This window comes from candidate division KSB1 bacterium (genome assembly GCA_034505495.1).
Lineage (GTDB): Bacteria > Zhuqueibacterota > Zhuqueibacteria > Residuimicrobiales > Krinioviventaceae > Fontimicrobium_A.
The window spans coordinates 1-11299 of sequence record JAPDQV010000064.1; the positions used below are offsets into that span (position 1 = coordinate 1).

General features: G+C 57.5%; 9 protein-coding genes. 7 read left to right on the forward strand and 2 right to left on the reverse strand.

The features are described 5' to 3' along the window. Positions 1-266: 266 nt before the first annotated feature. Complete coding sequence (gene tdh, locus ONB24_14910; GenBank protein ID MDZ7317400.1) at positions 267-1289, reverse strand: L-threonine 3-dehydrogenase; 1023 nt, start codon at positions 1287-1289, stop codon at positions 267-269. Between the two features lie 364 nt (positions 1290-1653). Between tdh and ONB24_14915 the strand changes: the two genes are divergently transcribed. The 3 genes from ONB24_14915 to feoB are packed head-to-tail and all read left to right on the forward strand — an operon-like array spanning position 1654 to position 4317. Next, positions 1654-2133 carry a metal-dependent transcriptional regulator gene (locus tag ONB24_14915; protein MDZ7317401.1) on the forward strand — a complete coding sequence of 160 codons (480 nt, stop codon included), beginning with the start codon at positions 1654-1656 and terminating at the stop codon, positions 2131-2133. Then, positions 2130-2381, forward strand: coding sequence for a ferrous iron transport protein A (locus tag ONB24_14920; GenBank protein ID MDZ7317402.1), 252 nt, complete (start codon positions 2130-2132; stop codon positions 2379-2381). Before ONB24_14915 ends, ONB24_14920 begins: the two co-directional genes overlap by 4 nt. Next, positions 2359-4317: a ferrous iron transport protein B gene (feoB, locus tag ONB24_14925; protein MDZ7317403.1), complete on the forward strand. Its 1959-nt coding sequence runs from the start codon at positions 2359-2361 to the stop codon at positions 4315-4317. Before ONB24_14920 ends, feoB begins: the two co-directional genes overlap by 23 nt. Here feoB and ONB24_14930 read toward each other — a convergent pair. Beyond that, on the reverse strand, positions 4307-5746 hold the full coding sequence (locus tag ONB24_14930; protein ID MDZ7317404.1) for a hypothetical protein: 1440 nt from the start codon (positions 5744-5746) through the stop codon (positions 4307-4309). The two genes, feoB and ONB24_14930, sit on opposite strands and share 11 nt — an antisense overlap. An 861-nt stretch (positions 5747-6607) precedes the next feature. Between ONB24_14930 and ONB24_14935 the strand changes: the two genes are divergently transcribed. From ONB24_14935 to ONB24_14950, 4 genes are all read left to right on the forward strand, one after another. Then, positions 6608-7825 (forward strand): VLRF1 family aeRF1-type release factor, encoded by a 1218-nt coding sequence (locus tag ONB24_14935; protein MDZ7317405.1) that lies wholly within the window; start codon positions 6608-6610, stop codon positions 7823-7825. A gap of 431 nt (positions 7826-8256) precedes the next feature. Beyond that, positions 8257-9159, forward strand: a complete 903-nt coding sequence (locus tag ONB24_14940) for a hypothetical protein (protein ID MDZ7317406.1) — start codon at positions 8257-8259, stop codon at positions 9157-9159. A gap of 200 nt (positions 9160-9359) precedes the next feature. Beyond that, positions 9360-10100 carry a rhomboid family intramembrane serine protease gene (locus ONB24_14945; protein MDZ7317407.1) on the forward strand — a complete coding sequence of 247 codons (741 nt, stop codon included), beginning with the start codon at positions 9360-9362 and terminating at the stop codon, positions 10098-10100. Positions 10101-10114: 14 nt separating this feature from the next. Beyond that, positions 10115-10945, forward strand: coding sequence for an ATP-dependent Clp protease proteolytic subunit (locus tag ONB24_14950; GenBank protein MDZ7317408.1), 831 nt, complete (start codon positions 10115-10117; stop codon positions 10943-10945). Positions 10946-11299 lie beyond the last annotated feature (354 nt).

An 11299-nucleotide genomic window follows, 5' to 3' on the forward strand; every position in this document is an offset into this window, starting at 1 on the left:
TGATCTTTTTTTGAATTGCCACAGAGGCACGGAGGACACGGAGATAGAAAAATATATGCTCCGTGCTCTCTGTGTCTCCGCGGCGAAATTATTAAAACCCTCCTTGCTCTCTGTGTCTCCGTGGCTGATCTTTTTTTGAATTGCCACAGAGGCACGGAGGACACGGAGATAGAAAAATATATGCTCCGTGCTCTCTGTGTCTCCGTGGCGAAATTATTAAAACCCTCCGTGCTCTCTGTGTCTCCGTGGCTAGGTCCTGTAAAACCTCAATCCAATTCCAGCACCACCTTGCCGCAGTTGCCGCTGAGCATGACGTCGAACCCCTTTTGAAATTCCTCGAAACGAAAACGATGCGTCAGTACGGGCGAAATGTCGAGCCCGCTCTGCAGCATGGTTTGCATTTTATACCACGTTTCAAAGATCTCGCGGCCGTAGATGCCTTTGATCGTCAGCCCTTTAAAGATCACCTGATCCCAGTTGACCTGCGCCGAGTTCGGCAGGATGCCGAGCAGGGCGATTCTGCCGCCGTGATACATGTTTTCGAGCATGGACTCGAACGCGTCGCGGTTGCCGGACATTTCGAGGCCGATGTCGAATCCGATCATGCCCAGCTCTTTGCGGCATTCTTCGATGGAGGTGCGGGTGACGTTGATGGCGCAGGTGGCGCCCATGCGGCGCGCCAGTTCGAGGCGATAATCGTTGATGTCGGTCACGACGATGTTGCGGGCGCCGACATGGCGGCAGATGGCGGTCGCCATGATGCCGATGGGGCCGGCGCCGGTAATCAGCACATCCTCGCCGACGAGATCAAAGGACAGCGCGGCGTGAGTGGCGTTGCCGTAAGGATCGAAAAAAGCGGCGATTTCGGACGGCACCGAGGGGTGAATATGCCAGGCGTTGGCGGCCGGCAGCGAGAGATATTCGGCAAAGCAGCCGTCGCGGTTGACGCCGATGCCGATTGCGTTGGTGCACAGGTGACGCCGGCCGGCGCGGCAGCTGCGGCAGACGCCGCACACGATATGCCCCTCGCCCGACACGCGCTCGCCGATCTGGTAGCCGCTTACGTCCCTGCCCATGTCGACGATTTCGCCGACGAACTCGTGGCCGATGATCTGCGGCACCTTGATCGTCCGTTGCGCCCAGGCGTCCCACTTGTAAATATGCAGATCCGTGCCGCAGATGGCGGTTTTGGTGATTTTGACCAGCAGGTCGTTATTGCCGATCTTGGGGATCGGCACCTCTTCGAGCCACAAGCCCTCGCGCGCTTCTTTTTTGACCAAAGCCTTCATCGTTTTCATACCATCCTCACCCTTGCGAAAAGACGTTTTTTCTCAACCGACAATAGGATGACGACCGTCTGCTCTTGTCTGCGATCATTCTGTTCGATTTGTAAAGCGGGAAAACTGGGGGCGATAAAGAAATGAAAAAGTTGCCGAGTTTCATCAGCGGACAAGGGTGTCGGCGCAAACGTCCGCCGCCGTAAAGCCGACAAGCGCATGGTTCGCCTTTCACTTTGCTTTTGAGGCGCGCCAATATAGTCAGGCGTTTCAACTTTGTCAAGCTGTTTGCAGGAAAAATCTGTTGTGAATCGGGCTGAAAAAACCTATATTAACGCCATAAACAAAGTTTAGTCGGCCAAACCTGGAGCGGCGCATGGAAAAACAGTATGATGTAACCACGCAGGAATACATCGAGGTGATTTATCAGCTCGAGAAGGAGAATCGTGTGGCGCGGGTAACCGAGATTGCCGAACGGCGCGGGGTGACCAAGTCGAGCGTGTCCCTCGTCATGCAGCAGCTGCAGCAAAAGAACTTGGTCGACCGCAAGCTCTACGGCCACATTACATTGACCGCCGGCGGCAGGCGCTTGGGCGCCAGGCTGATGAAACGTCATGAGGTCCTTGCGCGGTTTTTGCGGGAGGTGGTCGGCGTTTCGGCGCAGACGGCGGAACAGGATGCCTGCATCCTTGAGCATGTGATCAGTAATGAATCTTACAATGCCATGCGTCGCCTGCTGGATGGGATCAAGGACTCGCCCGAGGCCGAAGAGCGTTTGGCCGCCTGGAGGCAGCGTGGAGAGCAGACGTCACGCCCGCGCGAAGATGGCTCTGCAAAAGAAAGGTCGGACAAATGACTCTCGATAAAGCAAAAGCCGAGCAAAAATTGCGCATCGTACGCATTCACGGCGGACATTTGCTGCGCGATCGCCTGTACCAGATGGGGCTTTTTGAAGGCACAAATATCGCGGTCAAGCAGATTTCACGGCTGGGCGGGCCGCTGCTCATCGAATGCGGCGGTTCGCGCATTGCCCTCGGCAGAGGCATGGCCCGACAGATCGACGTCGAAGAGATCGAGAGCAATGCCCTTTCAAACGAGAAATAATGACTTTGACTCGCGCCATCCGCATCCGGTCATCGTGCTTGCCGGCCAGCCGAATTGCGGCAAGAGCACGATTTTCAACCATGTTGCCGGCTATCTTTCCATAACCACCAATTTCCCCGGCGTCACCGTTGAATACCTGCGTTCGCACGTCGTCGTTGCCGGTCGGACCTGCAATCTGGTCGATCTGCCCGGCGTCTACTCGCTGACGGCGCTCGATCCGGCTTCCATAGAGACCAAAAAGTATCTCTTGGAGAAGAGAGTCGATGTGATCGTCAACGTCGTCGACGCCTCGGTGCTCAGCCGCAGCTTGGAGCTGACCCTGCAGCTGCTCGAGCTGGGTCGGCCCATGGTGCTGTGCCTGAACATGATGGACGAAGCCGAGCGCAAAGGCATCTCGATTGACGTCGCCAAGCTCTCGCAGCTTTTGGGCATTCCGGTAATTCCGGCGGTGGCGACGCGCGGTACGGGCTTGGAGGAGCTGTTTGCCGCCGCGTTCGAACTGATCCAAAACCCGCAGTCGGCTCCTCCGCAAAAGCTGAGCCGCCATGTCGAAAGCAAAGTCGAAGAGCTGATCGCCGAGTCGGGCGACCATTTTTCGTCTGCGCCCAGCTCGCGACTGGTGGTGATCAAGCAGCTCGAAGACGACTCCTATTTCGCGCAAAAATATCCCGCTGATGCCGAGTGGCGCCGTCGCTTGGCGCAGGTACGGCAGGAATTGGGAGAAGAGCACGGCGAAACCTCGGCGGCGGTGATTGCCATGGAGCGGCACCATTGGGCGATGAAAATCTTTGAGCAGGTTGCCCAAGTGACGCCGCGCCGCCGCACAGGGCTGGATTACCTCGACGATCTGACCACTCATCCCATCGTCGGCTACGGTTTGATGACCCTTTTGCTGTTCGCCTTTTTCGTCGCCGTCTTTCGCCTCGGGGCTTGGGTCGAAGGGCCGCTGCTGCGATTCCTGGCGAAATTTTCACAAGCGGTCATTGCCTGGAGCGGCCTGAGCGGGACTGCCGAAACGATCGCCGTCGGCGCTCTCCAGGGATTCACCGGCGGCGTCGCCGTCGTCCTACCCTACCTCTTTCCGTTTTTGCTGGCCATGGCGTTCATCGAAGACATCGGCTATTTGCCGCGCATCGCCTTTCTCATGGACGGCCTGATGCACCGAATGGGCCTCCACGGAACGGCCGTAGTGCCGACGATCCTCGGCTACGGCTGCAGTGTCCCGGCGGTAATGGCCGCCCGCATCCTTCCGTCGGCGCGCGATCGTTTCATCGCTTCGGTGATCGCCGTTCTCGTCCCCTGCTCGGCGCGTATGGTGGTGATCATGGGATTGGTCGGTTACTATTTGGGCGGAGCGGCCGCTTTTGCCGTCTATCTCCTCAACGCCGGAGTCGTCATCCTCACCGGCGCCGCACTGTCACGGCTCATGCCCGAAGATTCGCCGGGACTTGTTCTGGAAATGCCCTCCTTTCGTCTTCCAAAACTGAAGGTCCTGCTGGCAAAGACTTGGCTCAGACTCAAGGAGTTCATTTTGATTGCCTGGCCGCTCCTCATCGTCGGCAGCGCCCTTTTAACCGGCATCGAATTGCTGGGCGGGACCCCGTTCATCAACCGCTTGACGGCACCGCTCATGAAGCTGCTCGGACTGCCTGAATCCATCGGCATGACTCTGCTGTTCGGCGTGCTGCGCAAAGAACTGACCCTGCTCATGCTTTTTCAGGCCTTGGGAACCCAGAACGTCGCCGCCGTCATGAGCCCCTCGCAAATCTTGACCTTTACCCTCTTTGTCGTCTTTTACCTGCCCTGCATGGCGACGCTTGGAATTATGGCGGCGGAATTGGGGTGGAAGAGGACCGCAGCCGGAGCCGGCGTCTCGTTTATCATCGCCGTGCTCATCGCCTTGGCTGCAAGGATCGTCACCGGCCTCATTTTTTGAATAAAGATCGCTTTTTATCCGCCGTCAGCTTTTTGCCATAGTTCAATTGCGAATCCGTCGTGAGCATGGGGAAGGGAGGGACCACCATCGCGTAGGGCTGATCGGTGTACACGGCAAAGAGATCGATGCGCGTCAGCGGGATAGTTTCCAACAGATCGGTGTTGATCTCGATGAGCGGAGAATATTTCGTCTGCAGCGAATCGATGAGCGGGTTGAGATCCTGCTCGATGATCGACAGAAAGCGATTGGGAAATTCTTCGAGCTTGCCCAAAGCGGCCAGATATTCGTTGCGCGCCGCTTCCGCCAGATAGGCGTCGCGCCACATGGCGGTGCGCTGCTGCACGTAGGGGTGCTTGTCGAACCCTTCGCGATAAGCCTGCCGCGTGATGTACTTGTCGCGAATGATGTCGACCAGCGCCAGTTTGAGCTGCTCGGCAAACTCGTTTTTCGCCATGCGCCGCTTGCGAAAATGCAGCGGATGCAGCAGCAGCTCGCGGTCCAGGTCGCCGATCGTCCACACCTTGCCGTCGACCGTCAACAGCGGCCGATCCTTCCAATTCTGCAGGCGAAGCGAGAGCGAATCGATCGGCAGATCGTCGCCGCCGGCTTTGCCCCACACCAATTTTTTCATCGCGATCTCTTTTTGCTCGCCGGGCGGAAAATAGATCGGCCCCAGCAGATTGACCAGCTCGACGAACGTCTCGGGATTGAATTCGACCTTTTTCCCCTTCATCAGCTTGACGACATAGCTGCGAAACGCCTGCTCGGCATATTTGAACGTCAAATGCTCGGTAACGTCGCGCGAACGGTTCTGCACCGCCTGAGTGCTGAGATCGATCTTTTCCGTCCAGCCGTCGACCACCAGCCATAGGAACTCGTTTTCGATCTGCAGCGGGCCGATCAGCTGCCCCGGCTTGACCGGCTGTTCATAGAGCGCCTGCTTGACCTGGTGGATTTCTTCGCCGGCAAACTCGACCTTGCGGGTCGGCAGGCGATCGATGCCGAAAAACTTGCGCGCCGTCTCTTCGAACGGCTGCTTCTCGTGAAGGACTTTTTGCACCAGCAGATCGTTGACGGCTTTGTTCTTGGTGGAAAGGTAGCGAATCTCATAGGTGCGTGCGGCCAGATCGTAGACGCGCCGCACCTCCTGCGGATCGAGCTTGATCGGCTCGTAAAAATGCCGGCGATAGAACATCTGCCGCATGGCCTGCTCTTTTTGACCCTGGACAAAGAGCCGGAACCGCTCATTGCGCGCCAATTCGGTCGACTCGCCGCGGTCGCGGGCGAGCAGTGCCTCGGCGATAAGAGAATTCAGAATGATCTTTTTGTGCACATAGTAATCCATCTTGGCGTACGGCGGCCGGATGGTGTATTCGGCGCGTTCGAGAAACTCCCTTTCGGTGATGACGCGATCTCCGAGCCGCGCCATGATTCGTTCCTGCGGCGCCTCTTTTCGGGCGCAGAATAAAAGCAAGCCCAATAAGGTGAAAAGGTAAAAACTCTTTTTGCGCATCGATCAGTCCTTTATCCTTTCCGATAATGTTTAAGATAAAGGAAAAGCGGCAAAAAGGCAATAGCCGGTGCGGCAGAAACGGCTTGTGCCCTGAATAAAAAAGCAGCTTTGCCGAGAATTGCCGATAGGCGGTTCCCTGCTGAAGGAAATATTGCGATTTGCAGCTGCCGATGCAAGGGAGCTGCCGTAAAATCTTGTGCTAAGGCTGCCTCATCGGCGCGGACTTTTGCGCAGACGCGTGGTTAATGGATGCGAATCGAGGTCAGGCGGGTCGTAATCAGCCTTTTACAGCGGAAGAGATGCGCTTCAACCGGCGTTTTGAATAAAGCAGAGCCGTTCAACGGAGGGAAGAGGCGACCAACTGCATACGGTAAGGCTTGCAGGCGGGAGCCGGAAAAAAGCGGCCTTCGATCGCTTCTACAGGCGAGGAGTTTGTTCAGGTTCAGGAACAGATTTTCCCCTATCGGCGTTCTGATGCCGAAACTGCAGGAGAAATGCTGTTCATGGAAGCCGAGAGCGGACCTTTTCTGTGTCCGCCATAAGGCAGGCGGTTGCCCGCTGTCCTTTTCCGACGGCCGATTGCGTTTTGCTCGGCGGAAGCAGCCGCCCATTACCATGGAAAGGCATTGAGTTGAGGGAGGGATGCATGTGCCCTACAAGCGTATCTGCGCCGTATAGCGGGTGCAGGAATTGGATCCGCTTGTGTTAAAGGATTTATTCGGCATAGCTCTCAAACAAAGCGAAGCATAAAAAGTTGACGAGTTCCGGAGGTGCGTTATGATAGCAATCGAAAGTCAACTGCAGACGCTGCGCAAATGGAGCGAGGCTGCTGAAAACAATGTTCTGACGATCTACGCCGACGTCAATCCGGCCAAACCGGAAAACGCCAATCGCGCCTGGCTGACGCGAATCAAAAATGCGCTGAAAGACATGCCCGAGATTCGCGACCGCCAGGGTAAACGCGATCAGCCTTTGTATGATCAGGTGCTCGAACTGCTGGAAATGGAACGTCCCGAGGCGCGCACGATCGCTCTCTTTGCCCATCGCGAGCCGCACGGCCGGCTCTATGCCGAGCGGCTGGATCTGCAGATCGAGCTGCCGGTCGTGGATCTTGGGCACGGCCGCATCGAGGCGCGTTACGGCGCACCGTACATGACGCCGTTATGGTTTGCGGTTGACGAGTATGAACGTACCGGCATCTTGGTGCTGGCGGCCGGACAGTGGCGCTTTTTTGAGGTTTTTCTCGATGAAATCCGCGAAGATGAGGAGGCGCTTGCCGGCATCAGCGCGGAGGACTGGGAGGAGCTGGCGGAAGCGGGCGGCAGGATGGCCTCGGAATGGCGGGCACGTGCGGGAAAGCCGGGGGGACGTTATGACAAACTTTCACCCAAAGAGAGGGAGGCGGCCCATACAGCCGCCTGGATGAACCGCCTCTATGGTCGCTTGTCGCGCGCGCTGGAGCAGGCGGTCGACCGCTTGGCCGTCGAGCGAGTGGTTCTCGTCGGCGAGCAGTGGCAAACCAGTCATTTCGAAACCTATCTGAGTCGGCGACTGCAGAACCGCGTCGCCGCAAGGCTGCCTTTGTGGCCGGACGCCAAGCAAATCTCGGCCAACGCCCTCTGGCGGCGGGTAGAGCCCGCCTTGGCGGAGGCCGAACGGAGATCCGAAATGGAGTTGCTGGAGGCAATCCGCCAAGAGCAGGGGTTGTGGGGCGTAGACGACGTGCTCGACGCGCTGCAGATGGGAAGAGTCAGACTTTGGGTGCTGCCGTGGTCGCTGGAAACTATGATCTGGCGCTGTCACGAGAACGGCTTTGTCGCTGCAACGGAGGCGGCGGTTAAAGCCCTGTGCCCGCAGGCCGAACAGGTGCCGCTGCGGGAACACGCTGTTGATTTGGCGTTGACTTTCGGCGCCAAGATCGAGTTCGTCCGCGGGCCCGCGGAACAGCGTCTGATTGCCGAAATGGGCGGCATGGCCGCCTTGCTGCGCTGGTAGGCAAATCGTTCCCTTGACCCGCTTTGCTCCGAGCAGCGGACAGAGGCGATCCGCAGTATCCGGATCTGCTCCAAGGGGCCTTTACCGATAGGGCCGACAGGAGGCGGCCGCAATGCAGCCCGCCTTTAGGCCGCTTCCTGCCGGCCGACCCCGTGAGCTTTACCGAACTTTGGCAAAGCCAAGCGATCAATTGAAAAAATACTTTTCGGAAACGATTTTTTTGATCGTTTTGAGAGACTTGGCTTTTCGGCGGTGTCGCCCCTTTTCTGTTTCCATCCCCGCCGCAGATGACTTTTTCAGCTTGCTCGAATGGCAACGAATGCGTATGTTTCGAACAGGCGGTCCGATTTTCGACAAGGCGGCCGTCGACTTTTCCTCAATCGGGAAGAATTCGCAGAGGGAGCACAGTCGTTGCACAAAAGAGGAAAGCGATGGATCTCTTCAAACGGCTCTTTTCTCGGTCCCTTCGTTACGCCGGACTTTGCCTTCTCTTTATTGTTTTTTTCATGATCGGATCGGCGGCGGTCGCCGACCTGATCCCCAAGGACGCTCCCTCCGAGCCGGGTTTGGTGCCGACCAGCGTCGGGCTGTTGATCATTGCACTGGTCAATCTGCTGGTCCTTGCCGCGCTGATCCGCACGTCAAGATGGAGCGGATGGAAACTGGCGCTCAGTCTCGCAGCGGCTTATTACGGCGTAACCACGGTGCTGACCCAAATCGAGACGTGGTATTTTCTATCCTCCATTACCGTCGAACCGCTGCTCTTGCCGCGTCTGTTCCTCATGGGACTGCCGACCGCTTTTCTGTTCGTTCCTGCGGCGGTGTGGGTTTTGGGCAAAGGCCGTTCCGCGCCCGAACCGCTCGCGCCCGCGCCGCAGCTCTCTGCTCGGCAGTGGATCTGGAAAACGGCGCTTCTCGGCTTTATCTATCTGGTGCTGTATTGGACGGCAGGCTATTTTATCGCCTGGCGCAATCCCGAGCTGCGCGCCTTTTACGGCAGTCCGGGCGAGGCTCTGCCGTTCTTTGCGCACACGCTCGAAACCTTGAAAAACGACCCGATGCTGTTCCCGTTGCAGTTCTTTCGCGGTCTGCTCTGGATTCTGTGCGCTCTGCCGATCATTCTCGGCTCTCAAGCAACCATCGGCCGCACGGCGCTGCTGACGGGATTGTTCTTCAGCGTGCCGCAGAACGTCGGACATATTCTCGCCAATCCCCTAATGCCCGTCGCGAGCGTACGGCTAAGTCACATGATCGAGACCGCCTCCTCGACATTTCTTTACGGCGTACTCGTGGTGCTCTTTCTCTACCGACCGCGCCGTTCTTTAGGCGAATGAAGCGGCTTTAACGGAAATCGAAAGGCAGACCGGCATAGAGGTCGATGAAAAGAGAGACTTTCGATTGCGGCAGATGCGCGGTTTGCGCCGGCAGCCGCTTGATTTCACTCGAACGAAATTTGCTGTTGCGGGCAGGCCGTTCTCGACCACTGCGCGCATCTGTTCAGCAAAAAGGGTTTTGATAAACGCAGAGGAAGGTCATGTTTCCGATTCAAGACACGGTCGCCAAGCGTTACCCGCCGACGGTCACTTGGCTTTTGATCCTCGTAAACGCCGTGGTTTTTCTTTATCAGGTCTCCCTGCCGCCGCCGCTTCAAGAGAGCTTTATTCATACCTTCGCTCTGGTTCCGGCGCGCTTTTTCGGCAGCATGGCAGTGCTTAGACCGCCGGAGGGCTGGTCGGATTACCTGCCGTTTCTCTCCAACATTTTTCTGCACGGCGGTTGGCTGCACTTGATTCTGAATATGTGGACGTTATGGATTTTCGCCCCCGCCGTCGAAGATCGTCTGGGTTCGCTCGTCTTTCTGCTCTTTTACCTGGTTTGCGGTATCGCCGCTTCGCTGGCGCACGCGCTGGTCAATGCGTCGTCGACCGTGCCCGCCCTCGGCGCTTCCGGCGCCATTGCCGGCATCATCGGCTGCTATGTACGCCTGTTTCCCTTTGCCCGGCTGGTGACGCTCGTGCCGATCTTGTTCTTTCCGGTCTTTATCGAAATCTATGCGATCTTTTATGCCTTTTTCTGGTTCATCACCCAGATCATCCCCGGCTTGTTTTCTCTGCTGGTTCCGGCCTCCGAAGGCGGCATCGCCTGGTGGGCGCACATCGGCGGCTTTGTCGCCGGCTGGATGTTGGCGCCGACGATCCGCAAACCGGCGCGCAGCTATCGGCGCTTTTATGACGATGAAGGGTGTTACGGATTCTTTCCGAACGGCTGTCGATAAAGAGGAGGATTACCATGGGAGCTATGGACATTTTTTGGATTTTCTTTATGATTTCATCCCTGCAGCCGGTGCTGCAGCGGCGCTATCTCGACGCCATGCGCATGCGCAAAATCGCCATGATCGAAAAGATGCGCGGCTCGCGCGTCATTCTATTGGTGCATCGACAGGAGACCATGCGGCTGTTGGGTTTTCCGCTGATGCGCTACATCGATGTGAACGATTCGGAAGAAGTGCTGCGCGCCATTCAGATGACCGACGAAGATGTGCCGTTGGATATTGTTCTGCATACGCCGGGCGGCTTGGTGCTTGCCTCGCTGCAGATAGCCCGCGCAATTCAGGCGCATAAAGGCAAGGTGACCGTCTTTGTACCGCACTATGCCATGTCGGGAGGGACCCTCATCGCCCTGGCGGCCGATGAGATCGTCATGTGCCGACACTCTGTTCTGGGGCCGATCGATCCGCAGATCGGACAATTCCCGGCAGCTTCCTTTCTCAAAGTGGTCGAGCAGAAACCGATCTCCGAGGTCGACGACCAGACCCTGATCATGGCGGACGTGGCGCGCAAAGCGATTCAGCAGCTCGAAACCGAGGTGAGCCGACTGCTGTGCAAGCATATGCCGGAAGACGCCGCCCGCGCGCTGGCAACCAAGCTGGCCACCGGCACCTGGACGCACGATTACCCCATTTCCGCCGATGAAGCCAAAGCGCTTGGACTGCCGGTCAGCACCGACATGCCGACCGAGATCCTGCAGCTGATGACGCTCTATCCCCAGCCCGTGCGGCATCAGGGCGCCGGCGTCGAGTATTTGCCGGTTCCCCGCCAGGGCAGGAGTCAAAATCCGTGACCGGCTGACGAACTTGATCTCGTAGGGCGGGATTTATCCCGCCCTTGCTGCGCAATCTAACGCAGCGCGAGATTTATCTCGTTCCGGTAGCGCGAGATTCATCTCGTGCATCAACGCAGCGCGGAATTCATCCCGTGCCCGCACCGCAATCTAACGTAGTGCGAGATTCATCTCGTGCATCAACGTAGCGCGAGATTTATCTCGTGCCGGTAGCGCGAGCTTTATCCCGTACCCGCAGCGCAATCTAACGCAGCGCGAGATTCATCTCGTGCATCAACGTAGCGCGAGATTCATCTCGTGCCGGTATCGCGAGATTCATCTCGTCCCGGCAGCGCGGGATTTATCTCGTGCTTG

What these genes read in the sequence shown, in the direction of transcription:
- tdh (MDZ7317400.1), bottom strand. Translation starts at nt 1,289, where the DNA reads ATGAAGGCTTTGGTCAAAAAAGAAGCGCGCGAGGGCTTGTGGCTCGAA.
- ONB24_14915 (MDZ7317401.1), top strand. Translation starts at nt 1,654, where the DNA reads ATGGAAAAACAGTATGATGTAACCACGCAGGAATACATCGAGGTGATT.
- ONB24_14920 (MDZ7317402.1), top strand. Translation starts at nt 2,130, where the DNA reads ATGACTCTCGATAAAGCAAAAGCCGAGCAAAAATTGCGCATCGTACGC.
- feoB (MDZ7317403.1), top strand. Translation starts at nt 2,359, where the DNA reads ATGCCCTTTCAAACGAGAAATAATGACTTTGACTCGCGCCATCCGCAT.
- ONB24_14930 (MDZ7317404.1), bottom strand. Translation starts at nt 5,746, where the DNA reads ATGGCGCGGCTCGGAGATCGCGTCATCACCGAAAGGGAGTTTCTCGAA.
- ONB24_14935 (MDZ7317405.1), top strand. Translation starts at nt 6,608, where the DNA reads ATGATAGCAATCGAAAGTCAACTGCAGACGCTGCGCAAATGGAGCGAG.
- ONB24_14940 (MDZ7317406.1), top strand. Translation starts at nt 8,257, where the DNA reads ATGGATCTCTTCAAACGGCTCTTTTCTCGGTCCCTTCGTTACGCCGGA.
- ONB24_14945 (MDZ7317407.1), top strand. Translation starts at nt 9,360, where the DNA reads ATGTTTCCGATTCAAGACACGGTCGCCAAGCGTTACCCGCCGACGGTC.
- ONB24_14950 (MDZ7317408.1), top strand. Translation starts at nt 10,115, where the DNA reads ATGGGAGCTATGGACATTTTTTGGATTTTCTTTATGATTTCATCCCTG.